Source organism: Rhodovarius crocodyli, assembly GCF_004005855.1.
Lineage (GTDB): Bacteria > Pseudomonadota > Alphaproteobacteria > Acetobacterales > Acetobacteraceae > Rhodovarius > Rhodovarius crocodyli.
This window is the reverse complement of record NZ_SACL01000001.1, coordinates 406,066-429,726: the sequence shown is the minus strand read 5'-3', so window position 1 is coordinate 429,726 and position 23,661 is coordinate 406,066. Positions and strand designations below refer to the sequence as shown.

At 69.7% G+C, this 23,661-nt stretch carries 26 protein-coding genes and 1 tRNA gene; 15 read left to right on the top strand and 12 right to left on the bottom strand.

Annotation, left to right across the window (positions count from 1 at the left end; genetic code table 11):
• Window positions 1-29 precede the first annotated feature (29 nt).
• The gene (locus EOD42_RS02030; protein ID WP_127785422.1) at window positions 30-971 is read left to right on the top strand and encodes an acetamidase/formamidase family protein; all 942 of its coding nucleotides are present in this window, start codon (window positions 30-32) and stop codon (window positions 969-971) included.
• A 41-nt stretch (window positions 972-1,012) separates the two neighbouring features.
• Here the strand turns inward: EOD42_RS02030 and EOD42_RS02025 are convergent, their stop codons facing one another.
• The 4 genes from EOD42_RS02025 to EOD42_RS02010 are packed head-to-tail and all read right to left on the bottom strand — an operon-like array spanning window position 1,013 to window position 4,520.
• Window positions 1,013-1,969 carry a tripartite tricarboxylate transporter substrate binding protein gene (locus EOD42_RS02025; protein WP_127785420.1) on the bottom strand — a complete coding sequence of 319 codons (957 nt, stop codon included), beginning with the start codon at window positions 1,967-1,969 and terminating at the stop codon, window positions 1,013-1,015.
• Window positions 1,966-2,733, bottom strand: coding sequence for a polysaccharide deacetylase family protein (locus EOD42_RS02020; RefSeq protein ID WP_127785418.1), 768 nt, complete (start codon window positions 2,731-2,733; stop codon window positions 1,966-1,968). The genes EOD42_RS02025 and EOD42_RS02020 overlap by 4 nt, the downstream gene beginning before the upstream one ends.
• Window positions 2,730-3,572, bottom strand: a complete 843-nt coding sequence (locus EOD42_RS02015; RefSeq protein WP_127785416.1) for a polysaccharide deacetylase family protein — start codon at window positions 3,570-3,572, stop codon at window positions 2,730-2,732. Before EOD42_RS02015 ends, EOD42_RS02020 begins: the two co-directional genes overlap by 4 nt.
• A gap of 42 nt (window positions 3,573-3,614) precedes the next feature.
• Entirely contained in the window at window positions 3,615-4,520 is a 906-nt protein-coding gene (locus EOD42_RS02010) for a GntR family transcriptional regulator (RefSeq protein WP_164867741.1), read from the bottom strand.
• Window positions 4,521-4,568: 48 nt separating this feature from the next.
• On the opposite strand from EOD42_RS02010, the gene EOD42_RS02005 reads away from it, so the two are divergent.
• Entirely contained in the window at window positions 4,569-5,699 is a 1,131-nt protein-coding gene (locus EOD42_RS02005; protein ID WP_127785412.1) for a C45 family autoproteolytic acyltransferase/hydolase, read from the top strand.
• A 54-nt stretch (window positions 5,700-5,753) separates the two neighbouring features.
• Here EOD42_RS02005 and EOD42_RS02000 read toward each other — a convergent pair.
• Window positions 5,754-5,829: transfer RNA gene (locus EOD42_RS02000), tRNA-Ala, on the bottom strand.
• A gap of 120 nt (window positions 5,830-5,949) precedes the next feature.
• On the opposite strand from EOD42_RS02000, the gene EOD42_RS01995 reads away from it, so the two are divergent.
• From EOD42_RS01995 to EOD42_RS01985, 3 genes are read left to right on the top strand one after another with little or no spacing between them, the layout of a single operon-like run.
• Window positions 5,950-6,261, top strand: a complete 312-nt coding sequence (locus EOD42_RS01995) for a YggT family protein (protein ID WP_127785410.1) — start codon at window positions 5,950-5,952, stop codon at window positions 6,259-6,261.
• Entirely contained in the window at window positions 6,261-7,094 is an 834-nt protein-coding gene (gene folD / locus EOD42_RS01990) for a bifunctional methylenetetrahydrofolate dehydrogenase/methenyltetrahydrofolate cyclohydrolase FolD (protein WP_127785408.1), read from the top strand. Before EOD42_RS01995 ends, folD begins: the two co-directional genes overlap by 1 nt.
• Window positions 7,091-8,224: an AGE family epimerase/isomerase gene (locus EOD42_RS01985; RefSeq protein ID WP_127785406.1), complete on the top strand. Its 1,134-nt coding sequence runs from the start codon at window positions 7,091-7,093 to the stop codon at window positions 8,222-8,224. Before folD ends, EOD42_RS01985 begins: the two co-directional genes overlap by 4 nt.
• On the opposite strand, the gene EOD42_RS01980 is transcribed toward EOD42_RS01985, so the two are convergent.
• The gene (locus EOD42_RS01980; protein WP_127785404.1) at window positions 8,221-8,820 is read right to left on the bottom strand and encodes an ABC transporter substrate-binding protein; all 600 of its coding nucleotides are present in this window, start codon (window positions 8,818-8,820) and stop codon (window positions 8,221-8,223) included. The two genes, EOD42_RS01985 and EOD42_RS01980, sit on opposite strands and share 4 nt — an antisense overlap.
• 38 nt (window positions 8,821-8,858) lie before the next feature.
• On the opposite strand from EOD42_RS01980, the gene hpnA reads away from it, so the two are divergent.
• The 4 genes from hpnA to EOD42_RS01960 all read left to right on the top strand — a co-directional run bounded on the left by hpnA (window position 8,859) and on the right by EOD42_RS01960 (window position 13,382).
• Window positions 8,859-9,890 (top strand): hopanoid-associated sugar epimerase, encoded by a 1,032-nt coding sequence (gene hpnA, locus EOD42_RS01975; protein ID WP_338069625.1) that lies wholly within the window; start codon window positions 8,859-8,861, stop codon window positions 9,888-9,890.
• Window positions 9,887-11,008, top strand: coding sequence for a glycosyltransferase (locus tag EOD42_RS01970; RefSeq protein WP_206020216.1), 1,122 nt, complete (start codon window positions 9,887-9,889; stop codon window positions 11,006-11,008). The genes hpnA and EOD42_RS01970 overlap by 4 nt, the downstream gene beginning before the upstream one ends.
• Before the next feature lie 133 nt (window positions 11,009-11,141).
• Entirely contained in the window at window positions 11,142-13,118 is a 1,977-nt protein-coding gene (gene shc / locus EOD42_RS01965; RefSeq protein ID WP_240654776.1) for a squalene--hopene cyclase, read from the top strand.
• 84 nt (window positions 13,119-13,202) lie between these two features.
• Window positions 13,203-13,382, top strand: coding sequence for a hypothetical protein (locus tag EOD42_RS01960; RefSeq protein WP_127785402.1), 180 nt, complete (start codon window positions 13,203-13,205; stop codon window positions 13,380-13,382).
• 58 nt (window positions 13,383-13,440) lie between these two features.
• On the opposite strand, the gene arfB is transcribed toward EOD42_RS01960, so the two are convergent.
• The 3 genes from arfB to EOD42_RS01945 are packed head-to-tail and all read right to left on the bottom strand — an operon-like array spanning window position 13,441 to window position 15,931.
• Complete coding sequence (arfB, locus tag EOD42_RS01955; protein WP_127785400.1) at window positions 13,441-13,860, bottom strand: alternative ribosome rescue aminoacyl-tRNA hydrolase ArfB; 420 nt, start codon at window positions 13,858-13,860, stop codon at window positions 13,441-13,443.
• Complete coding sequence (eutC, locus tag EOD42_RS01950) at window positions 13,857-14,576, bottom strand: ethanolamine ammonia-lyase subunit EutC (protein WP_127785398.1); 720 nt, start codon at window positions 14,574-14,576, stop codon at window positions 13,857-13,859. The genes arfB and eutC overlap by 4 nt, the downstream gene beginning before the upstream one ends.
• The gene (locus EOD42_RS01945) at window positions 14,576-15,931 is read right to left on the bottom strand and encodes an ethanolamine ammonia-lyase subunit EutB (protein ID WP_127785396.1); all 1,356 of its coding nucleotides are present in this window, start codon (window positions 15,929-15,931) and stop codon (window positions 14,576-14,578) included. Before EOD42_RS01945 ends, eutC begins: the two co-directional genes overlap by 1 nt.
• Before the next feature lie 73 nt (window positions 15,932-16,004).
• On the opposite strand from EOD42_RS01945, the gene EOD42_RS01940 reads away from it, so the two are divergent.
• From EOD42_RS01940 to EOD42_RS01920, 5 genes are all read left to right on the top strand, one after another.
• Window positions 16,005-16,544 (top strand): thiamine pyrophosphate-binding protein, encoded by a 540-nt coding sequence (locus EOD42_RS01940; protein ID WP_127785394.1) that lies wholly within the window; start codon window positions 16,005-16,007, stop codon window positions 16,542-16,544.
• 4 nt (window positions 16,545-16,548) lie between these two features.
• Complete coding sequence (locus EOD42_RS01935; protein ID WP_127785392.1) at window positions 16,549-17,148, top strand: thiamine pyrophosphate-dependent enzyme; 600 nt, start codon at window positions 16,549-16,551, stop codon at window positions 17,146-17,148.
• Window positions 17,149-17,157: 9 nt separating this feature from the next.
• A complete protein-coding gene (locus EOD42_RS01930) occupies window positions 17,158-18,129 on the top strand; it encodes a hydroxyacid dehydrogenase (RefSeq protein ID WP_127785390.1) in 972 nt (323 codons plus the stop codon).
• A gap of 111 nt (window positions 18,130-18,240) precedes the next feature.
• On the top strand, window positions 18,241-19,575 hold the full coding sequence (locus EOD42_RS01925) for an MmgE/PrpD family protein (RefSeq protein WP_240654773.1): 1,335 nt from the start codon (window positions 18,241-18,243) through the stop codon (window positions 19,573-19,575).
• A 128-nt stretch (window positions 19,576-19,703) separates the two neighbouring features.
• On the top strand, window positions 19,704-19,895 hold the full coding sequence (locus EOD42_RS01920; RefSeq protein ID WP_127785388.1) for a hypothetical protein: 192 nt from the start codon (window positions 19,704-19,706) through the stop codon (window positions 19,893-19,895).
• A gap of 1 nt (window position 19,896) precedes the next feature.
• Here EOD42_RS01920 and EOD42_RS01915 read toward each other — a convergent pair whose 3' ends face one another.
• From EOD42_RS01915 to fahA, 3 genes are read right to left on the bottom strand one after another with little or no spacing between them, the layout of a single operon-like run.
• Window positions 19,897-20,838, bottom strand: a complete 942-nt coding sequence (locus EOD42_RS01915) for a tripartite tricarboxylate transporter substrate binding protein (RefSeq protein ID WP_127785386.1) — start codon at window positions 20,836-20,838, stop codon at window positions 19,897-19,899.
• A 5-nt stretch (window positions 20,839-20,843) separates the two neighbouring features.
• Window positions 20,844-21,629 (bottom strand): cyclase family protein, encoded by a 786-nt coding sequence (locus EOD42_RS01910; RefSeq protein ID WP_127785384.1) that lies wholly within the window; start codon window positions 21,627-21,629, stop codon window positions 20,844-20,846.
• 8 nt (window positions 21,630-21,637) lie between these two features.
• On the bottom strand, window positions 21,638-22,918 hold the full coding sequence (gene fahA, locus EOD42_RS01905; protein WP_240654771.1) for a fumarylacetoacetase: 1,281 nt from the start codon (window positions 22,916-22,918) through the stop codon (window positions 21,638-21,640).
• Between the two features lie 69 nt (window positions 22,919-22,987).
• Here fahA and EOD42_RS01900 point away from each other — a divergent pair, with 69 nt between their 5' ends.
• Window positions 22,988-23,653 (top strand): GntR family transcriptional regulator, encoded by a 666-nt coding sequence (locus tag EOD42_RS01900; RefSeq protein WP_127785380.1) that lies wholly within the window; start codon window positions 22,988-22,990, stop codon window positions 23,651-23,653.
• Window positions 23,654-23,661: the final 8 nt, after the last annotated feature.

Here is a 23,661-nt window from a genome sequence, read left to right as displayed (position 1 = left end):
CGGCGGCGAGTCCGCCCTGAAGGAGCAGCATGGCCCACCACACCCTCAAAGCCTCACCACAGACCGTGCGCGCGGGCGTGTTCAGCGCGGAATTTCCCCCGGTGCTGCACATCGCCTCGGGCGACACGGTGGCGGTGCAATGCGTCTCCGGCCGCGCCGCTGTGCTGCCGCCGCCCGACAGCGGGCTGACCATCCCGCCCGAGCTGACGGCGATCATCGAGGCGAATGCGGGGCTCAAGAGCGGGCATCTGCTGACCGGGCCCATCGCGATCGACGGCGCGGAGCCAGGCGACACGCTGGAGATCCGCATCGACAGCATCGAGCCTGGTGCCGACTGGGGCTACAACATGATCGCGCCCCTGGCCGGCACGCTGCCCGAGGATTTTCCCGACTTCCACCTGATGCACATCCCGGTGGACCAGGCGCGCCGCACCTGCCGCATGCCCTGGGGCACGGAACTGCCGCTCGCGCCCTTCTTCGGGGTGATGGGCGTGGCGCCCCCGCCGCGCTTCGGGGTGATCGCCTCCAAGGAGCCGCGCATCCATGGCGGCAACATGGACAACAAGGAACTACAGGCCGGCAGCACCCTGTTCCTGCCGGTGCATGTGCCCGGCGCGAATTTCTCGGTGGGTGACGGCCACGGCATCCAGGGCGACGGCGAGGTGTGCGTGACCGCGCTGGAAATGTGCCTGGACGGGCGCTTCGCCTTCATCCTGCATAAGGGCCAGAAGCTGGAGGTGCCGCGCGCCGAGACGCCCACGCACTACATCAGCATGGGCATGAACGAGGACCTGGACCAGGCGATGAAGCAGGCCCTGCGGGAGATGATCGCCTTCATCTGCGCGCGCACGAACCTGTCGCGGGAGCAGGCCTACAGCTTCTGCTCCATGGCCGTGGATTTCCACGTGACGCAGACCGTGAACGGCGAGAAGGGCGTGCACGGCATGCTGAAGAAGGGCCTGCTGTTCTGAGGCAGGGCAGGCGGGGAGATCGCGCCCCCCGCCGCCATCCGTCAGGCCGGCAGCATGCCGACGGCGCGATAGACCGCCGGCAGGTCGCGCATGGTCGTCTCGACATGGCGGGTATAGGCCGCCGTGCCGCGGGTGAAGGGGCCGAGGTTCAGCCGGTTCAGCAGCACCAGATGCTCCGGGTCCTCGGCGGCCTTCAGGAAGGCGGCCTCGAACAGCGCGGTCAGGGCCGGGTTCATGCCGTGCGGCGCGATGAAGCCGCAGGGCAGGTCGGTGACGACATCGAAGCCCTGCTCGCGTGCCGTGGGCACGCCGGGCCAGCGGGGGAAGCGGCTCTCGGCCGCGATGCCCAGGCAGCGGAAGGTGCCGCCGTCGATCACGCCCGCCAGCGCGCCCAGCGCGTCGTAGACGAGGTCCACGTCACGGGCCATCACGGCGTTGATCATCTGCCCGCCGCCCGCGAAGGGCACGAACAGGAACTTGCTGTCGGTGCGGTGTTCCAGCACACGCAGGCCGAAGGGCGGGTTGGCGGGGGTGCCGCCGCCGGCGACCGAGACCGTCTCGGGCCGCGCCTTCGCGCGTGCCACCAGATCCGCCATGTCCTTGATCGGGCTGTCGTTCAGCACGGCCCAGCCGAAGTTCAGCGTGCCGGTGGTGGCGATATAGGTGAAGTCCTTCACCGGGTCGTACTGCACGGGCTGGGTGATGGCGATGCGCACCGAGGCATCGGTGATGCCGGCGATCACCGCCCCATCCGGGCGCTGGGCCTTCAGCCAGGCCATGGCCACGGCGCCCGAGGCACCGGCGCGGTTCTCCACCACGATGGACTGGCCCAGATGCTTCGCCACGATGGGCGCGATGCCGCGCAGATAAGTGTCGGTCGTCCCGCCCGGCGCCCAGGGGCAGACGAGACGGATCGCACGGTCCGGCAGCAGGGATTGCGCGCCGGCCGCCAGGGCGGGCAGGGCAAGGCCGGTGGACAGCAGCAGGCGACGCTTCATGCGGGGGCTCCTTGGGCGGCGAGTTCGGCGCAGGTGACGAAACGGGCGCCGTGCACATCCCGCGCGCGGTCCAGCAGGCGCAGCAGCACGGGCAGGCGGGCCTCCCGCGCCAGGCCGATGTCGGCGCGCGGGTGCAGGGTCAGGCAGGCATAGCCGGCGGCGGGCAGCAGGGCGTCCAGCTCCTCGACCAGGAAGGCTTCGGCGCGGGACTGGGTCAGTCGGCGGCGGAAATGCGTGGCGTCGCAGAGCCCCTCGGAGAAGGGCAGGGCCATCATGCCGGGCCCGCCGTCTGGCGTGAGGTCATAGGGCGCGTCGTCATCCACCGCGCTGGCCTCATACCGGTAGCCGAGGCGCTGGAGGGTGGGGATGGTCGCGGCCGACAGCGTGCCGGTGGGCGCGCGGAAGCCTACGGGCGCGCGGCCGGCGCGCGCCGTCAGCGCGGCGTGCATTTCCTCCAGCAGCGCCTTTTCCTCGGCGGGCGGGAGGGACATGTGGTCCTCGAAGGCGCGGCCATGGGCCGCGATCTCGTGTCCTTCGGCCACGCAGCGGTCGAACAGTGCGGGGGCCTGGGCCAGCTCATAGCTCGGCCAGAAGAAGGTCGCCTTGATCTCCAGCGCCTTGAATATGTCCATCAGCCGGGCGAGGCCGCGGTGATAGGCGTATTTCCCATGGGCGAAGCGGCCGAACAGCGCGGAGGGCGGTTCCACCGCCGCCTCGGGGCCCAGGCCGTGGACGTTGACGGTGACGGCGAGGACGCGGCTCATCGGGCCCACTCCTGCGGTTGGGCGAGGCAATGCCGCGCGAGGTCCTTCAAGGTGCAGAAATGCACGCCGGGCAGGCGCCGGGCTTCCGCCAGGAAGGCGTCCACCACCGCGGCCCGGGCCGGAATGCCCGAACCGAAGCCTGAACGCGGGTGATAGGTCAGGTGCAGGTAGCCCGCGCCGGCATGGATGGCGTGCAGCTCCTGGATCCAGTTCTCCAGCACCTCCGCGGCGAGCGCCTGGCCCTCGCGATAGGCCGGCACGTCGTCCAGGGAGACGGTGTTGTTGGGCAGGACGATCATCTGGTCGCTGACCGTATCGCCCACGGTCGCGAGATAGGGGGTGTCGTCGTCCTTCTCGGAGGCGTCGTAGATGTAGCCGAGGCGGCGCAGCGTGGGCAGCGTCAGGGCGGATTTCCGGCCCGAGGGCGAGCACCAGCCCACCGGTGCCTCGCCCACGCAATCCGACAGGATGTTGTGGGTACGCTCCAGCAGCTCGGGCTCTGCATCGCCCAGGTCCCAGCCCTCATGCACATAGCCGTGGGCCGCGATCTCATGGCCGGCGGCGTGGACCTCGCGCATCAGGCCGGGTGCGATCTCGGCATCGTAGCCGCACATGAAGAAGGTGGCGGGAACGCCGTGCCGGGCGAGGATGTCCAGATGGCGCGGGATGCCGCGCTTGATGGAGTAGCGCCCCCGGCTGTGGATGCCGAGCGGCACCTGCTTGCGGCCCACTTCCAGGGCGGGGCCGTCCATATGGACGGTGACGCTGACGACGCAGCGGGCGCCATCGGGCCAAACGGGCTTCGGCGCGGCCAGGCCGCGCAGCAGGTCTTCGCGCATGACGCGAAAGCTGCACTTTAGTTGCGCAAAGTGCAATAGGCTTCAGGTGGCGAGGCGCCGCCCGTTCCAGGGCAGGGCCGCGGTGCCGGCCAGGTGGCGGTACATGCGCTCCGCCGCCTCGGCCCTGTCGCCGGCCTCCAGCGCATCCAGGATGCCGATGTGCTCGCTGGCGGAAACCCGCACCCGTTCCTCGCCGCGCTGCCAGTCGTAATTGGAGAAGCGCCGCAACTGGTTCTGCTGCTCGATCGCCTGCAGCACGAAACGATTGCCGGAGGCCTCGGCCAGGCCGGCGTGAAAGGCGGCGTTGGTCTCGAAGAAGGCGACCGGGTCGGTGGCGCCCCATCGGCGTGAGAGAAAGCCCTCATGCTTCTCACGCATCATCCGCGCCCAGCCGGACGGCAGCGCGAAGGCGGGCTCCAGCATGGCCGGGGGTTCCAGCATCAGGCGGAAGCGATAGGAAGCCGCGCGGTCCTCGGGCGAGGAATAGCCCGCCGCGAAGCGCCAGCCATGGCCCCTGTTGCGCGTCACGGCCCCGAGTTCCGACAGGCGCCGCAGCGCATCGGCCACCACGGCGCGGCCCAGCTCATAGCGCGCCTGCAACTGCCGTTCGGAGACCTCGTCCTCCAGCTCTCCCATCCGGCGGTCGCGGGCCAGGCGCATGATGAAGGCATCGATGGCGTCCCCCTCGGCCTCGCCGCCCAGCCTTGCGGGGTCGAAGCCCGGGTCGCGCAGCAGCAGGTGGCGGCCGTCGCTTTCGACCACGCCCAGCGCCTCCAGCAGCGCCATGGCGCCGGCGACCGGCGTGCGGGAAACGCCCAGTTCCTTCGCCAGGGCCAGCCGCGACAGCCGCGCGCCGGGTGCCGCGCCCAGGCTTTGCCAGCGCCGCAGCATGTCGCGCGCCAGGCTGCGGTGCAGGGCGGGTGTGTCGTGAATCGAGGGCTTGGCCATGAATTGCTCTGTGTGCCACCATAATGCAGCAGAAGCCAGGAGTTTGCCATGACCAGCGCCGCCGCCGAACCCTTTCCCCTTCTCGAACTCAGCGGCGCGCCTGAGGCGCGCGGGCGCCTGTACGGCCGGATGGCCAAGGACCGGGTGCACAAGTCGCTCGGCCATTACGGTGCGCAGCTGAAGGGCAACGGGCTGACGCCCGAAGGCGTGCGCGGCATGGCCCGCGCCTTCATCCCCCGCATCGAGGCCTTCGACGCCGATTACGTGGCCGAGATGCGCGGCATCGCCGCGGGCGCCGATGTCGACCTGGCCGACATCGTGCTGGTGAACTGCCGGACCGAGGTGCTGCAACTGGCCAAGCGCGCCGCCCAGCCCGCCGACCCCGATGGCTGCACCGGCGCCATCATCATGCCCGAGGCGAGCGCCGATGGTGAGCTGATCCATGGCCAGAACTGGGACTGGAAAAGCGAATGCGCCGAGACCGGCGTGGTGCTGCGCATCCGCCGTGAGGACGGCCCGGACATCCTGACCTTCGTGGAGGCCGGCGGCCTGGCCCGCTGCGGCCTGAACGGCGCCGGCGTGGCCGTGACGGCCAACTATCTGGAGAGCGACCGCGATTATAAGCAGGAGGGCATCCCGCTCTCCCTGCTCCGGCGAAAGATCCTGGAGCAGGAGCAGGTCGCGCTGGCCTTCCGCGCCATCTACTGCACGCCGAAATCGGCCTCCAACAACCTGATGCTGAGCCAGGCCTCCGGTTTCGGCATCGACGTGGAATGCGCGCCGGACGAGAGCTTCCCGCTGGAACCCGAGCGCGGCCTGCTGGTGCATTCCAACCACTGGCTGTCGCCGGTGGCGCTGGGCAAGCTGAAGGACATGGGCCTGATGGGCACGCCTGACAGCATCTATCGCGCCGCCCGCGTGCGCGCCGCGCTGGAGGCGAAGATCGGCAAGCTCACGATCGACGACATGCGCGAGGCCTTCTTCGACGATTGGCAGAGCCCCTGGAGCGTGTGCCGCCCGCCGCGCATGAATCTGGGCGGGAATCTATCGGCCACGGTCGCGATGATTCTGATGAAGCCGGGCCAGGGGCTGATGGAGATCGCGCCGCTGCCCGCGCTGAACCGCGAATTCACCCGCTACGAGTTGAACCCGGGCGCCCTGAAGGCCGCGGCGGAATAAGGAAAAAGGCCGGCGAAAGCCGGCTTTTTCATGAGCGGGAGAGGGGAGAGAACCTGGTGGAGCTGAGCGGGATCGAACCGCTGGCCTCGTCATTGCGAACGACGCGCTCTCCCAACTGAGCTACAGCCCCGTCCAGGTGGGGCGCTGTTTGCCCTCGGCGGCGGGGGAAGTCAAGCGGGGGGTCTGTGCTTGCTTGCGGGGCGCCCAATCCCTAGTTTCCGCACGCCGCCAACAGGAGCCCCGCCGCCAGATGCTGCTCAACGCCGTGTTCTTCCTGCTGCATGCCGTGCTGCAGCTGGCCTCCTGGGCCATCATCATCGCGGCGATCATCTCGCTGCTGATCGCGTTCAACATCCTGGACACGCGCAACCGCATGGTCTGGTCGATCGCGGATTTCTTTCACCGCCTGACCGAGCCGCTGCTGCGCCCGGTGCGCAACCGCATCCCGAATTTCGGCAACATCGATATCTCGCCCATCGTGGTGCTGCTGCTGATCCAGGCGCTGACCATCCTGCTGGCCGCGATCCAGACCAAGATGATCACCAACGGGCTGTATTTCTGATGAGCGCGCGGATCATCGACGGCAAGGCCGTCGCGGCAGAGCTGCGCGCCGGGCTGAAGGCGCGGATCGCGGGGCTTTCCTTCGCGCCGGGCCTGGTGGTGGTGCGCGTGGGCGACGACCCGGCCAGCGGCGTCTATGTCCGCAACAAGGACAAGGCGGCGAAGGAGGCGGGCTTCGCCTCCCGCACCATCCACCTGCCTGAGGACACGACCCAGGCCGCCCTGCTGGCGCAGATCGCGGAGCTGAACGCGGACCCGGCGGTGGACGGCATCCTGGTGCAGCTGCCGCTGCCCGGCCACATCGACACCCAGGCGGCCATCAATGCCGTGGCGCCCGAGAAGGACGTGGACGGCTTCCATCCGGTCAACGCCGGCAAGCTGGCCTCCGGCCAGCCGGGGCTGGTGCCCTGCACGCCGCGCGGCGTGATGCATCTGCTGAAGGGCACGGAGCTACGCGGGGCGCGCGCCGTGGTGCTGGGCCGCAGCCAGATCGTGGGCCGGCCGATGGCGCAGCTGCTGCTGGCCGCCGACTGCACCGTGACCATCGCCCATTCCCGCACCCGTGACCTCGCGGCCGAATGCGCCCGCGCCGACGTGCTGGTGGCGGCCGTCGGCCGGCCGGAGATGGTGCGCGGCGACTGGGTCAAGCCCGGTGCCACGGTGATCGACGTGGGCATCAACCGGCTGCCCGACGGCAGGCTGGTGGGCGATGTGGCCTTCGCCGAGGCCGCGGAACGTGCCGCCGCCATCACCCCCGTGCCGGGCGGCGTCGGTCCCATGACCATCGCCTGCCTGCTGGAAAACACGCTGGACGCCGCGATCGCCCGTCGATGACCGACAGTATCCCCGCCACCTGGGCCGCCGCCCGGGAGTGGCTGTTCGATGATGCCCTGCCCCTGTGGTTCACCGCCGGCCGCCACCCTGAGCATGGCGGCTTTGTGGACCTGCTGGACGATAGCGGCGCCCCCCTGCGCGGGCCGCGCCGCAGCTTCGTGCAGGCGCGCATGGCTTATACCGCCGTCGAGGCGGGGCGGCTGGGCTGGACCGGCCCCTGGCGTGAGCATGCCGAGGCGGGTCTCTCGCTGCTGCGCGGCCCCTGCCGCCATCCGGACGGCGGCGTCGTCCATCGCCTGACCGACGACGCCCGGGTGGATAAGGCGGACCGCGACCTCTACGACCAGGCCTTCACCGCTTTCGCGCTGGCCGAATGCTCGGGCCCGCTTGGCCGCCCGGAACTGCTGGCCGAGGCGCGGGCGATGCTGGAATGGCTGGAGAGCGCGTGGTCCCGGCCGCCGTCGGGCCTGTGGGAGGGTGAGCTGCTGCCGCAGCCGCCGCGCCGGCAGAACCCCTACATGCATCTTCTGGAGGCCACGGTGGCCATCGCCCGGGCCTCGGGCGGTGCCGCGCAGGATGTCGCCCGCGCCAACCGCTGGGCCGCCTTCGCGCGGGACACGCTGTTCGACCTCGAAGCCGGTGCCCTGCCCGAATATTTCGCGATGGACTGGTCCCCCGCCCCAGGCGAGGACGGCCTGATCACCGAGCCCGGCCATCAGTTCGAATGGGCCTGGCTGCTGTGCCGGCTGCGCGATGTGGGCGGGGACGACCACACGGACCTGGCGCAATGCATCTGGCGGCACGGCCTGGCGCACGGCATCTGCGCCACGCGCGGCGTGGCGGTGGATTCGGTGCTGATTGACGGCACGATGCATTCGGCCAAGGCCCGCCTGTGGCCCCAGACCGAGCGCCTGAAGGCCGCCGTGGCGATGCATGAGCTGGGCGAGGCCGAAGGCACGGCCGAAATCCCCCGCGCCTATGCGGGGCTGGCGAAGTACTTTGAAAAACCGCCGCGCGGCAGCCTGTACGACCGGCTGCTGCCCGACGGCAGCTTCGTCGAGGAGCCCGCGCGCAGCAGCTCCATGTATCACATCATCTGCGCGATAGCGGAGCTGCGGCGGCTGGTTTAACCCAGCAGGCCGTTGGCGCGGCGGGTCAGTTCCTGGGTCAGCCGGCCGGCGCCGCCGTCCCGGATCAGGCCCGCGAATTCGCTGCGGCGGCTGGCCAGCTCGCTGATCGTGCCGGTCAGGTACACATCGACCACACGGCTGTTGCGCACCAGATAGCTCAGGATCACGGGGTCCTGGTTGCCGGTGCGGTTCAGCGTGGTGCGCACCAGCTGGTCGCCGTTCGGCAGGGTCTGGGTGCCCTGGGTGGTGAAGGTCTCGCCGGCGAAGCCGTCGAAGCGCGCGGCATAGGTCGCGATTGACCAGCGGGAGAATGCCTCGGTCAGCGCCTGCTGGTCGGCGGCGGAAAAGCTGGTCCAGGACGGGCCGACCGCGATCCGGGTCATGGCGTTCAGGTCGAAGACCTGGCTCATCACCGGCGCCAGGCGGTCATACCGCCCGCGCGCGCCCAGCCGCTGCGCGTTGCGCATGATGTCGAGCAACGTGGTGTGGAATCCCTCGATCAGCGCAGCCGGCCCCTGCTGAGCGGCCGCCGGGCCGGCCAGTGCCGGGAATGCGAGGAACGGGATGCCCGCAAGGGCGATGCGTCGCGTGAACATGGACAAAAATATAGCAATGGCATTGTGGCGAATCGAGGGTGGACCGCACTGCTTCGGCGCGCGACAAGGCAGCCATGCAGGAAAGCTTTACCACGCTGCTGACGGGGGGCACCGGGTTCCTGGGCTGTTCCGTGGCGCGCGCGCTGGTGGCGCGGGGGCACCGCGTCGTGGTGCTGGCCCGGCCGGAAACCCCCCAGAAGGTGCTGGAGGGCGTGCCCGTCGCCTTCGCCCCTGGTGACCTGACGGACCATCGCTCCCTCTCGCAGGCGCTTCAGGGATGCGATGCGGTGGTGCATTGCGCCGCCGACTACCGCATCTTTGTGCCGGACCCCGCGCGGATGTTCGCGGTGAATGTGGCGGGCACCGAGGCCCTGATGCGTGCCGCCCTGCGGGCGGGCGTGCGGCGGGTGGCCCATGTCTCCTCCGTCGCCACGCTGAAGCCGCGCCGCGACGGCGTGCCGGCCACCGAGGCCGATGCCGCCCGGCCCGAGGAAGCCATCGGCCCCTACAAGCGCAGCAAGACCGAGGCCGAGCGCCTGGTCGAGCGCATGGTGCTGGAGGAGGGGCTGCCGGCGACCATCGTGAACCCCTCCACGCCCATCGGCCCGCGCGACCGCCGGCCCACTCCTACCGGGCGCATCATCCTGGAGGCGATGCGCGGCCGCATGCCGGCCTATGTCGAGACCGGGCTGAACATCGTCCATGTCGAGGACTGTGCCGCCGGTGTCGTCACCGCGCTGGAACGCGGTGCGATCGGGGAACGCCATATCCTGGGCGGCCAGGACGTGACCCTGGCGGCGCTGCTGGGCCATATCGCCGCGCTGAAGGGCCGCCGCGCGCCCTTCCGCCTGCCGCGCGCGCCGCTCTACCCCATGGCCTGGGTGGCGGAGCAATGGGGCCGGCTGGCGGGCACCGAGCCCATGCTGACGCTGGACGGGCTGCGCATGGCCGAGACCCGCATGTTCTTCTCCGCCGCCAAGGCGCGGGACGTGCTGGGCTTCGCGGCCCGCCCCTGGCAGCAGGCGGTGGAGGACGCGATGGCCTGGTTCGAGGCGGAGGACATGCGGTGATCTGGGTTGCCGCTGCCTCGCTGGTCTCCTGGCTCGTGCTGCTGTTCGGGCGCGGCTGGTTCTGGACCGGGCGCGACGATGACAGCACGGTGCCGCCCGGCCCCGCGCATTGGCCGGATGTGACGGTCATCATCCCCGCCCGCGACGAGGCCCCCAGCATCGCCGCCACCGTGCGTTCGGTACTGGCGCAGGATTATCCGGGGCGGATCCGCCTGTTCGTGGTGGATGACCGTTCCAGCGACGGCACCGGCGACATCGCCCGCGCGGCGGGTGACGAGCGCCTGACGGTGGTCGAGGGGCAGGGCAGGGCGGAAGGCTGGACCGGCAAGCTGTGGGCCCTGCAACAGGGGCTGAACGCCGCCAGGCCCACCACCCCCTATATCCTGTTCACCGACGCCGACATCACCCATGCGCCGGACAGCCTGCGCTGCCTGGTGGCGCGCGCACAGGCCGGCGGGCTGGTGTTGACCAGCCTGATGGCCAAGCTGCGCTGCGAGAGCAATGCCGAGCGCTGGTTCATCCCGGCCTTCATCTATTTCTTCCAGATGCTGTATCCCTTCCGCTGGGCCAATAATCCGCGCGCCCGCACGGCCGCCGCCGCCGGGGGCTGCGTGCTGCTGAAGCGCGAGGCCTTCGAGCGCGCGGGCGGGCTGGAGAGCATCCGCGGCGCGATGATCGACGACTGCACCCTGGCGGGAGTGATGAAGCGCCAGGGCCCCACCTGGCTCGGCCTGACCGAGCGCGTGCATTCCCTGCGCGCCTGCGAGACGGTGGAGCCCATCCGCAAGATGGTGGCGCGCACCGCCTATGCGCAGCTGCGCTACAACCCGTTCCTGCTGGTGGGCATGCTGGCGGCGCTGACGCTGGTGTTCCTGGCGCCGCCGGCGCTGACCATCGTCGGCCATGGCTGGACGCAGATCCTGGCGGTGACCGCCTGGCTGGGCATGGCATATTCCTATGCGCCCACCCTGCGCCGCTACGGCCAGCCCGCCTGGCGAGGGCTTGGCCTGCCGGTCGTGGCGGCCTACTACATGGTCTTCACGCTGGACAGCGCCATCGCCGAATATCGCGGGCGCGGCGGCATGTGGAAGGGTGAGGCAGCACCAAGGCGTTCATGAGCGCGGGGCGTTCGTGAAACGCCGGCCACCTCGCCCGTTTTGGCTTCAAAACACCCTGCTGCGGGCCTAGGAAGGGCGTTGTAGGGCGTTCTCTCAAGGGATTTGGGTTTTGTCGGGACTGCATGAGCTGGCCGTGGCGGAAGCGCCTCGCGGCAAGATTCTGGATACCGCCATCGCCAACGCGCGTGAGGCACTGCTGAGCCATCAGAATGCCGATGGGCATTGGGTGTTCGAGCTGGAGGCGGATGCCACCATCCCCGCCGAATACGTCATGCTGCAACGCTTCTTCGGCAAGCGTGACGAGGCGCGGGAGGCCGCGATCCGCCGCTATCTGCGCCGGCTGCAGGAACAGGAGGCGCCCACCGCCCAGGGCGGCTGGCCGCTGTTCCATGACGGCGCGCTGGATATCTCCTGCTCGGTGAAGGCGTATTTCGCGCTGCGCCTGATCGGTGACGCGCCGGACGCGGCGCATATGGTCCGCGCGCGTGATGCCATCCTGGCCAAGGGTGGGGCCGCCCGCAGCAACGTGTTCACCCGCGGCACGCTGGCGCTGTTCGGCATGGTGCCCTGGCGCGCCGTGCCCGTGATCCCGCCCGAGATCATGCTGCTGCCCAGCTGGTTCCCGTTCCATATCGGCAAGATCAGCTATTGGGCACGCACCGTCGTGGTGCCACTGACGGTGGTGAATGCCCGCCGCCCCAAGCCGCTGGAACCGATCGGCTTCGACCTGCGGGAACTGTTCGTGCAGCCGCCCGAGGAAGTGCGCGAATGGCCCGGCGGCGCCCATCAGCAGGAGCCCTGGGCCACGCTGTTCCGCGCCCTGGACTGGGCGCTGCAGCGTGCCCAGCGCCTGTTTCCCCGCACCCATCGCGCCCGCGCCGAGGCCGCCTGCGAGGGCTTCGTGACCGAGCGCCTGAACGGCGAGGACGGTCTGGGCGCCATCTATCCCGCCATGGCCAATGCCATCTGGATGTACCACTGCCTGGGCGTCCCCGACACGGACCCCCGCGTCGTCACCGCCTGGGCCGCCATCGAGAAGCTGGTCTGCGAGCGGACGGACGGCGAGGTGTATGTGCAGCCCTGCCTGTCCCCCATCTGGGACACGGCGCTGGCCAGCCACGCCCTGCTGGAGGTCGGCGGCGAGGAGGCCGCTTCCTCGGTCAAGCGCGGGCTGGACTGGCTGGTGGAGCGCGAGATCACCGATGTGGTGGGCGACTGGGCCTGGCAGCGCCCGGATCTGGCGCCGGGCGGCTGGGCCTTCCAGTACGCCAATGCGCATTATCCGGATGTGGACGACACCGCCGTGGTGGCGCTGGCCATGGACCGCTATCGCCGCGAGCACGGCCCGATCGGCGAGCAGATGGACGCCTCCGTCACGCGGGCCCGCAACTGGGTGGTGGGCATGCAGTCCAAGGGTGGCGGCTGGGGCGCCTTCGACGCCGACAACAACTACCACTACCTGAACAACATCCCCTTCGCCGATCACGGCGCCCTGCTGGACCCACCGACGGTCGACGTGACCGGCCGCTGCCTGGCGATGCTGGCGCAGCTGGAGGAAAACGGCACCAAGCCCGCGCGTGAGGCCGTGGACTATGTCCTGGCCGAGCAGGAGGCCGACGGCGCCTGGTACGGCCGCTGGGGCGTCAACTACGTCTATGGCACCTGGTCGGCGCTGACGGCGCTTAACGCGGCCGGCGTCTCGCACCAGCACCCCTCCATGCGTCGCGCGGTCGCCTGGCTGGAAGGCCGCCAGAACGCCGACGGCGGCTGGGGCGAGGATGGCGATACCTATCCCGGCAAGGGCGGCACCCGACCTGATGAACTGAGCCGGCCGGGCGTCAGCACTTCCTCCCAGACCGCCTGGGCGCTGCTGGCGCTGATGGCCGCCGGCGAGGTGGACAGCGCCGCTGTCGCGCGTGGCGCCCGCTGGCTGCTGGAACACCAGAACGCCGAGGGCGAGTGGGACGAGGACGACTACACGGGCACGGGTTTCCCGCGCGTGTTCTACCTGCGCTATCACGGCTATCGCCGGATCTTCCCGCTCTGGGCGCTGGCGCGGCTGCGGAACCTGCAGAACGGCAACAGCCGCACCGTCTCGGTGGGTCTGTAACGAAAAGCCGCAACCCTTTCGTTACAGCGGTGTTTTCTCTGCACGAGCCCGGAATGGACCGGGCGGGAAACAGGGAAAACACCGATGCGCGCGATCCGTCTGGCGCTTATTCCGATGATCCTCATGGCGGGCCTCACGGCCTGCAACCAGGACAACCGTACCTTCGGTGAGCGCGTGCGCGACACCGTGGACCCGCCGAGCGGCCCGGTGGAGCGCGCCGGTCGCGCCGTGGACCGCGCCGTGGACCGCGTGGCCCCGAACTGAGATGGAGCCCGGCCCGCCGGCCCCCACCGGGGGCCGGGCTTTTTTCTAGTCCATCGGGCTAGTCCATAGGGGCGCGACGCTGCTTTTTCGTCGCGGAATCGCGGGCCTTGCTCGCAAGTCGCCGTTCCTGGCTGCCCTTGGTGGGTTTGGTCGGCCGGCGCTTCGGCGGGGGCGGCTTCGCGGCTTCCCTCAGCAGTTCCAGCAATCTCTCCAGAGCATCTTCCCGGTTGCGTTCCCGCGTGCGGAAACGCTGCGCGGTGATGATCAGCACGCCATCCTTGGTCATGCGGCTGCCCGCGAGCGCGATGGCGCGCGGGCGCACGTCATCCGGGATGCTGGCGCTGGTGCCCAGGGGAAAGCGCAGCTGCACCGCGGTTTCCACCTTGTTGACGTTCTGCCCGCCCGGGCCCGAGGCGCGGAGGAAATCCTCCTCGATCTCGCGCTCGTCCAGCGTGATGCGGCGTGTGACCTGGATCATGGGGCGATTAACGGCACATTCGGCGATTCGTCTTTCAGCGCGACGCCGGTTTCCCCCAATTCCATCGCGGCGCGCACCAGCCAGGCCAGTTTCGGCGCGGCCTCGGCGGGCGGCATGCCCTCGGGGCGGATGTTGCTGATGCAGTTGCGCTCCGCGTCGGTGCGGCCGATGCGCGGCGCCCAGGTCAGGTAGCAGCCGAGGGAATCCGTGGCCGACAGGCCCGGCCGCTCACCGATCAGCACCGCGACGGCGGCCGCGCCCAGCGCCTCGCCCACCGCATCGCCCAGCGCCACGCGGGCCTGTTCGGCCACCACCACCGGGCCGAGCGGCAGCCCCAGCAAGGGCGCGACGGCCCGGATCAGCGCCGGGGCATGCGCCTGCACGCCGGTCGCGCACAGCCCATCCGCGACCAGGAACACCAGGCTGCCGGGCGCCGCGTGGCCTGCCAGCATCGCCGCGTCCTCAGGGTGGAGTTTCCGGCCCAGATCCGGGCGCAGCAGGTATTCGCGCCGGTCGCGCGCCTGGCTGCGCACGCGCAGCACGGGGCCGGGAAGGGCCGCCACCAGCGCCTGCGTATCCAGCAGCGACCACACCGCGTCGCGCGCCGCCGCATGCGCCGCGTTGAAGGCCAGCTGCGCGCCGCTGGGCTGTGCCGTGCCCACGCGCCCCAGCCCGACGCGGGCCGAGGTGAAGCGGCGAAGGCTGCTCGGCAGCATCAGGAAAGCCCGATCAGCGCGGGCGAGAGTGCGGCGGGGATCGCCTCCGTGGCCCCGATCCCCACGCGCTCCATCCAGGCCTCGAACTCAGGCGCGGGGCGCTTGCCGAGTGCCGCCCGCGCATACAGCCCGTCATGGAAGGAGGTGGACTGATAGGCCAGCATCACGTCATCCGCGCCCGGAATGCCCATGATGTAGGTCACGCCCGCGACCCCCAGGCAGGTCAGCAGCGTGTCCATGTCGTCCTGATCGGCCTCGGCGTGGTTGGTGTAGCAAACGTCCACCCCCATCGGCAGGCCGAGCAGCTTGCCGCAGAAATGGTCCTCCATGCCGGCGCGCAGGATCTGCTTGCCGTCGAACAGGTATTCGGGGCCGATGAAGCCCACCACCGTGTTGACCAGCAGCGGCGCGTATTGCCGGGCGACGGCATAGGCGCGGGCCTCGATCGTCTGCTGGTCCACCCCGTGATGCGCATCGGCCGACAGAGCGCTGCCCTGGCCGGTTTCGAAATACATCACGTTCTCGCCGCGCTTCTGGGCGCGGGCGGCGTCATGCGCCTCGGCCAGCAGGGCGAGGGAGACGCCGAAGCTCTCATTCACCCCCTGCGTGCCGCCGATCGACTGGAACACCAGGTCGACCGGGGAGCCGCGTTCCATGGCCAACAGGGTGGTCGTGACGTGGGACAGCACGCAGCATTGGGTCGGGATGTCGAAGCGCGCCCGCACCTCGTCCAGCATGGACAGCAGGCGCTGCACCGTCTCGATATTGTCGGTGGCGGGGTTCACGCCGATCACGGCGTCACCCGCGCCCATCATCAGCCCGTCCAATACGCTGGCGGCCACCCCGCGCGCGTCGTCGGTCGGGTGGTTGGGCTGCAGGCGGATGGAGAGCCGGCCCGGCAGGCCGATGGTGTTGCGGAAGCGCGTGATGACCCGGCATTTCTGCGAAACCTGCACCAGGTCGCTGATGCGCATGATCTTGGAGACGGCGGCCACCATCTCGGGCGTCAGGCCCGGCGCCAGGGCCGTCAGGGCGGCGGTATCGGCCTCGGCCAGCAGCCAGTCGCGGAAGCCGCCGACCGTGAGGTGCGCGACGGGCGCGAAGGCCGCCGTGTCGTGGCTGTCCAGGATCAGCCGCGTGACGTCATCGGCCTCATAGGGCAGCACGGCCTCGTGCAGGAAATGCCGCAGCGGCAGGTCGGCCAGCGCATACTGGGCTGCCACGCGTTCTGCCGCGCTGGCGGCCGCGACACCCGCCAGCGCATCGCCCGACCGGAACGGCGTGGCACGCGCCATCAGCGCGCGCAGGTCGTCGAACACGTATCGCGTGCCGCCCAATGTGTGCGCGAATGCCATGCCGGCATCCTGCATGGTCTGGACAAGCCACGCCAGCGGCCCGAAGCTGTCCGGACAAGCAAGACCGGGGGAAATGGTGAGCACGACGGCAAGTGCGGCCACCGATTGGCCAGAAACCATCTATTCGCTGCTGAAGCAGTACAAGGTGCGCCAGGTGGCGCTGGTGCCCGATGCCGGGCACTCCCGCCTCATCAAGCGCTGCATCGCCGACAACGACATGGATGTCGTGACGCTCACCACCGAGGAAGAGGGCGTGGCGATGATGCTCGGCGGCTGGCTGGGCGGGGCGCGCGGCGTGCTGCTGATGCAGTCCTCCGGCGTCGGCAACTGCATCAACATGCTGAGCCTGGGTGCCCTGCACCGCACGCCCATGCCCATGCTGGTGACGATGCGCGGCGACTACGGCGAGTTCAACCCGGCCCAGGTGCCGATGGGCCAGGCCACCCAGACCGTGCTGGAGGCCATGGGCACGCTGGTGAACCGCGCCGACAAGGCCGAGGACATCGGTGCCGCCGTCGAGGCCACGCTGAAGTTCGCCTACAACACCTATCGCCCCACCGCGACCCTGATCGGGCAGCGGATCATCGGCGCCAAGACCTTCGGGAAGGACTGAGCGGATGCAGACGGAAAGCGGCAAGCTGCACCGCCGCGCGCTGGTGGGCGCGGTGCTGGAGGGGCGGGGCGATCTCGCGGTGGTGGCGGGGCTTGGTGCCCCTGCCTGGGACATCACGGCGGTGGGCGACACGCCGCTGAACCTGCCCCTGTGGGGCGGCATGGGCGGGGCTGCGATGATCGGCCTCGGCATCGCGCTGGCGCAGCCCGACCGGCCCGTGCTGGTCATCACGGGCGATGGCGAAATGCTGATGGGTGTCGGCGCGCTGGCCACCATCGCGGTGAAGGCGCCCAAGAACCTGACCATCCTGGTGCTGGACAACGAGCATTACGGTGAGACCGGCATGCAGGAGACGGCGACGCGCCACGGCGTGGACCTGGCCGCCATGGCCGCCGGCGCCGGCATCAAGAACCCCCTGCGCATCAACACCGCCGAGGACGTGCCGGCGCTGAAGGCCGCGATCCACGCCAAGGCGGGGCTGACCTTCGCGCTCGCCAAGATCGACGCGGCCTCCCTGCCGCTGGTGCTGCCCCCGCGTGAGGGTGCCGTGCTGCAGGCGCGGATGCGCGAAGCCATGCTCGGCCCCCAGGCCGCTTACGAATAAGGAACCCCGATGCCCCATATCGTTCTGCTGCGCGGCGTCCATCAGGACGCCATCGCCCGCATCGAGGCCGAGCCCGGCTTCACCTGGGAAGCCGTGAACCCCGATGACCGGGGCGCGCTGGAAAAGGCCATGTCCAAGGGCGACGCCATCATCGTGCGCGCCACGCCCATCAATGAGGACTTCCTCTCGATCTCGCCCAAGCTGTCCATCGTGGCCCGCCATGGCGTGGGCTATGACGCGGTGGACGTGCCGCAGCTGACCAAGCGCGGCATTCCGCTGACGGTCACGGCCCTGGCCAACGCCCTGTCGGTGGCTGAACACGCCCTGGCACTGATGCTGAGCCTGGCGAAGCAGCTGCCCACCTTCGACACCAACACCCGCGCCGGCAAATGGACCAACACCGACGTGCCCACCTGCTGGGACCTGGCGGGGCAGAAGGTGCTGATCGTGGGCTTCGGCCGCATCGGCGGCAAGGTCGCCCGGCTGTGCAGCGCCTTCGACATGGAGGTGCTGATCCATGACCCCTATGTCGCGCGCAACACCATCCTGGGGCAGGGCTACACGCCCGTGAAGCTCGACGAAGGCCTGGCGCAGGCGGATTGGGTGACCGTCCACTGCCCGTCCAACAACGAGACGCGCGGCATGGTGAACAGCGCCTTCCTGGGCGGCATGAAGAAGGGCGCGCGCTTCATCAACACCGCCCGCGGCACGCTGGTCGAGGAACAGGCGCTGGCCGATGCGCTCAGCTCCGGCCATATCGCCGGCGCCGGGGTAGACGTGTTCTGGGATGAACCTGTGAGCCAGGGCAACAAGCTGCTGCACGCGCCGAACATGATCGTGACGCCGCATAGTGCCGCCGCGACCGTACAGTGCATGCGCCGCATGGGTATTTCCTGCGTCGAAAGCATTGTGGGCCATTTCAAGGGTGATCTGGACCCGGATATGGTCATCAATCGCGAAGTGCTGAAGCGGAACGATTGAAGCACCTTCTTTTTCTGTAGAAGGAGAAGCAAAAAGACTTTTGTCAGTTTGGGTATTTTGGAATTGGCAAAAGTTTTTTGGTTCTTTTTTCCAAAAAAGAACAAGGATTACATGATGCCCGAAGCCCCGCTCGTCTCGACCAATCCCCTCCTGCTCCTGGCGGCCCATGCCGCCACCGTGCAGCCGCCGCGCCATGCGGTGCGGCGCGCCATGGTGGACTGGTTCGCCTGCCTGGTGCCCGGCGCGCGCAACGCGCCCGGCACGCTGATGGCGGCGGCGCTGGCGGGGGAGCGGGGCGCGGGCCGGGCCCGCTGCTACATCGATAACGAGGTGTCGGGCATCCGCCACGCCGCGCTGCTGAACGCCGTGGCCAGCCACACGGTGGAATTCGACGACATCCACCGCGATTCCGGCCACCACCCGGGCAGCGTCACCATCGCCGCCGCGCTGGCGGCCGCGCAGCATCACGGCGCCAGCCTGGAGACGCTGCATCGCGCGATTACGGCGGGCTACGAGGTCGCGTGCCGCATCGGCATGGCGGTCACGCCCAGCCATTACCGCAACTGGCACACCACCGGCACCGTCGGCACCATGGGCGCGGCGGCGGCGGTGGCGGTCATCCTGGGCTGCGACGAGCAGAAGATCGCCCATGCCATCGCGCTGTCCGCCACCATGGCCGGCGGGTTGCAGCAGGCATTCCGGGGCGACGGCATGTCCAAGCCCCTGCACCCCGGCCATGCCGCCGAGGCCGGCACGTTGGCCGCCATGTCGGCCGCCGCCGGCATGACGGGCGCGCTGGACGTGCTGCATGGCCCGGTGGGCTTCGCTGCCGCCACCAGCGACAGCACGGGCCGTTGGGATGTGGCGCTGGCCGGCCTGGACGGCACGCCGCTGATCGACAGCATCACCTTCAAGAACCACGGCTGCTGCGGGCACATCTTCCCGGCGCTGGATGCCGTGACCACGCTGCGCGCGGAACACGGCTTCGGCCCGGATGACGTGAAGCGCATCCACATCGGCGGCTACTCCGCCACCAAGGATGTCACCGACCGCCCCGACGCCCGCACCGAGCAGGAGTGCCGGTTCTCCGCGCAGTACTGCATGGGCGCGCTGCTGGTGCTGGGCGGCGTGCGGCTAGCGGCCTTCACGCCGGACAATCTGGTGAACCCGGCCATCCGCGCCATCATGCCGCGCGTCAGCGTCAGCCTCAGCCCCGACCTGGCCAGCGCCTATCCGCGCCAGCGCGCGGCGCGGGTCGAGGTGGAGCTGACCGACGGCCGGGTGCTGAGCCACTACCAGCCCACCCGCAAGGGCGACCCCGACATGCCGCTGACGGATGAGGAACTGTCCCAGAAGTTCCGGGAGCTGGTGGTGCCGGTGGTCGGGCAAGCCTCAGCCGAGGCGCTGTTGAACCGGCTGTGGCACGACGACGTCCTGCCCGATTAGTGCCCCGATTAGTGCATTGTGGCCAAATCTTGACAAAATCTGTCAGGAACTAGGCAACCAAATGCGTATCTTCCTCATTGTGCTTGATAAGCACAGGCAAAACGCCGGCATGAAAGGGAGTTACGCAGATGCCCATGGAAAGCGCCCTGCTCCTGAAGAACTTCAACGGCCACCCGGTCAGCGCGCAGGGGACCGACACGCACTCGGTCCGTATCCGCGTCGGTGACGGCTACAGGATGCTGCCGCTGGAGCAGTGGGAGCGGCTGCCGGCCTGGTGCGCCCAGACCGGCGCGGGCCATATGGCGGCCCGCGCCGAGTAGCCTATTCGGGCTGCACGCCCAGCTGGCGCAGGATCTCGCGATAGGCCTCGTATTCCGACTGCACGAAGGCCGCGAATTCACGGCGCGGCACATAGCGCACGACCATGCGCGCATTGCGCGCCACCCGCGTCACCGCCTCCTGCCGCATGCCGTCGCGGCATAGTTCCTCCAGCCGGTTCAGCACATTCTCAGGCGTGCCGGCGGGGGCATAGATGCCCACCTGGCTGAACTGCAGCGCGTCGATGCCTTGTTCACGCATCGTCGGCACATCGGGGAAGTCCGGGTGCCGGTTCTCGCTGAACACGCCCAGCAGCCGCATGCGCCCCGACAGGATGAACTCGCTGGCCGAGGACACCACGGTGGTGGAGAAATCCAGCCGCCCGGCCAGGGTCTCGTTCAGATGCGGCGGATCGCCGCGGAAGGGCAGGTGGGTGAACTCCACCCCGGTCGCCTTCGAGACGCGCCACACACCCAGGAAGGGCAGGCTGTTGGGGCCCGCGCTGCCGAAGGTCAGGTTGCGCTGGCGCCCCGCGGCCACCAGCTCCGCCATGCTGCGGATCGGGCTGTCGGCGCGCACGACCACGCCGATGATGTTCTCATGCGTGCCGCAGACCGGCGCGAAGTTGGCGGGCGAGATGCCCAGGTTGCGCACCATGTGCGGCTGCACGGTGATGGCGGTCATGGGCGTCAGCGCGAGCGTCCGGCCGTCGGGCGGGCTGGCGGCCAGCGCCCGCATGCCCACCACCCCCGAGCCGCCGTCGCGGTTGACCACCACGGTGCTGGCGCCGGTCTGGCTGTGCCAGTACTCGCCCAGCATGCGCATCATCACGTCCGTGCTGCCGGGCGAATAAGGGCTGATGAGGGTGATGGGGCTTTCGGGCCGCCATTCCTGCGCCATGGCGGGAGATGCCGCCAGCAGCGCCGCGAGGATCAACCGGCGCATGCGCCTCACTCCTCGATGATGGCCACGGCGCGGACCCAGCCGGCCGAGGCGCGATGGATCTTCACCGGGAAGGCGGCGACCATGAAGCCGGTGCTGGGGATGGCATCCAGGTTCGACAGTTTCTCGATGTGGGAGTAGCCGATCTCCCGCCCCGCGCGGTGGCCTTCCCAGATGATGGAGGGGTCGCCGCCCTGCTCGATGCGGCGCTTGGTGGCAGAGAAGGGGGCGTCCCAGCTCCAGCCATCGGTGCCGACCAGGCGCACGCCGCGTTCCAGCAGCCACAGGGTGGCGGGCTTGCCCATGCCGCAGCCGGCGTCGATGTAGTCATCCTCGCCATAGCGGCTGCCGGCACGGGTGTTCACCACCACGATGTCCAGCGGCTTCAGCTGGTGGCCGATCCGGGTCAGCTCCTCCTCGACCTCATGCGGCTGCACGACATGGCCGTCCGGCTTGTGGCGGAAATCCAGCTTCACGCCGGGGTTGAAGCACCATTCCAGCGGCACCTCGTCGATCCGCAGGGACGGGCGGCCGCCGGGGATCAGGGCCTCATCCTGGCGCGAGAAATAGTGGTACGGCGCGTCCATATGCGTGCCGTTATGGGTCGAGAGGTCGATGCGCTCGACGGCGGCGTATTCGCCCTCGGGCAGGGCGGCGACCGGCACGCCCATGTAGTCGGCCATCTTCGGCGCGGTCATGTGGTGATCCATGTACTGGATCTTGGGCTCGGAACCCGGCGGGTCGGACTTGATGCCGGATTTCAGGGCGCAGGAAATGTCGATGATGCGGCGCATGGCGGGCCTCAGGTCACGGATGCATGGGCGGGAATGACCTCGCCGCGGCATTCGCCGAAGCCGATGGTCGTGGCGCCGGGGGCGCCGGCTTGGGCGGTGAAGACCACCTCGTCGCCATCCTCCAGGAAGCGGCGGGTCTCGCCGTTCGGGAACTGCATGGGGCCGCGCAGCAGCAACTCTGCGATGCAGGCCTCCTGGCCGTCCTTGGGGCCGGACACGGTGCCGGAACCCAGCAGATCCCCCGGCAGCAGGTTGCAGCCGTTGGAGGTGTGGTGCGCCACCATCTGCGCCGGCGTCCAGGACATGGGCGCGAAGGGCGTGTCGGTGACGATATGCGGCGCCGCACCCGCTGCGCGCAGTTTCGGCGTCAGGATGGCGGCGCGCATCTGCAGGTTCAGCGCGTCGGGCCGGGTGCTGGTCAGATGCGCGGGGCAGGGCGGATCGCCGTCCTCACGCGCGGGCTGGGCCACCATGAAGGGCTCCATGGCGGCGGCGGTGATGACCCAGGGCGAGACGGCGGTCATCACGCTCTTGCCCAGGAAGGGGCCGAGCGGGGGCATCTCGTAACGCTGCACGTCGCGCACGGACCAGTCGTTCAGCAGGCCGAAGCCGAACAGCCGGCTGTCGGCCAGCGAGATCGGGGTGGGGGAGCCCAGCTCGTTCTCGCCGGCGATCCAGACGGCCAGTTCCAGCTCGAAATCCATTGCCTCGGTGGGGGCGAAGACCACGCCGTCGCCCTTCGGGTACTGGCCCCAGGGGCGGCGCAGCGGCGTGCCGGAAACCCGCACGGAGCTGGCGCGCGAATGATAGGCCACCGGCAGGTGGTGGAAGGCCGGCGGCAGCGGGTTGTTGGCATCCCGCTTCACGCCCAGCCGGTAGCAGTGCGGGCGGCTGGCCATGAAATCCGAGAAGTTCCGGACAGTGGTGGGCAGGTGCATCGCCACGCCGGACATCGGGTGCAGCAGGGCGGGCAGCGGCTCCGCGCCCTCGGCCAGCAGGGCGGAGACGGCGGCGCGGATCTCCAGCGCGGCGTCGCGGCCCAAGGCCATCAGCCCGTTCAGGGTGGGGGCGGCGGCGGCCTCGGCGGCGGCGCCCTTCAGCTTGCCGGCGGCGACGGCGGCGGCCACGTCCAGCACCTGGTCGCCGATGGCGATACCGCCGCGCGGAGCGGAGCCGGCGGGGCTGAACACGCCATGCGGCAGGTTCTGGATGGGAAAGTCGCAGCCGGGCGCGTTCGCGCCCTGGACCCAGCTTTTCAGGCCGGGCGCATGGGTGGCGTCAATGGGCACTTGGTTTCCTCCTGCGGTCGAGAATGCGACTCTTGATCGAGATTGCAAGAGGAAATATATTTTTTCCAGATGCTCGACGATGCACCCAACACGCTGACCGAAGCCGCCCATGCGCGCCTGCGCGGGGCCATACTGGGCGGCGCCCTGGCGCCGGATGAGAAGCTGCGGCTGAAGGCGCTGTCGGAGCGATTCGGCATCGGCGCCACGCCGCTGCGCGAGGCATTGTCGCGCTTGGCGGCCGAAGGGCTGGTGGTGGCCGAGGGCCAGCGCGGCTTCTCCGTGCCGCCCATCACGCGGGAGAACCTGCTCGACATCACCCGCAGCCGCCAGTTCACCGAGGCCGAGGCCCTGCGCCAGGCCATGCAGCTGGGCGATGCGGCGTGGGAGGACGAGATCGTCGCCAGCTATCACCTGCTGCGGCGGGAACTTGAGCGGCGCGAGCCCACCGAGACCTGGCTCGATGCCTATGAGGCCAAGCACCACCGTTTCCACCGCGCGCTGATCGCCGCCTGTCCGCTGAACGCGCTGAAGGGCTTCTGCGAGGCGCTGTACGGGCAGACCATGCGCTATCGCCGCGTGCTGACCGGGGCCGGGCTGCTCACGCGTTCTGTGGATGCCCACCATGTGCTGATGGAAAAGGTCCTGGCCCGCGCACCCGATGCACCGGCGGAACTGGCTGCCCATATCGGTACCACGGCCGAGGCGGTTCTGGCCGTGCTGGAAGCCGGGGGATAGGAGCCTCC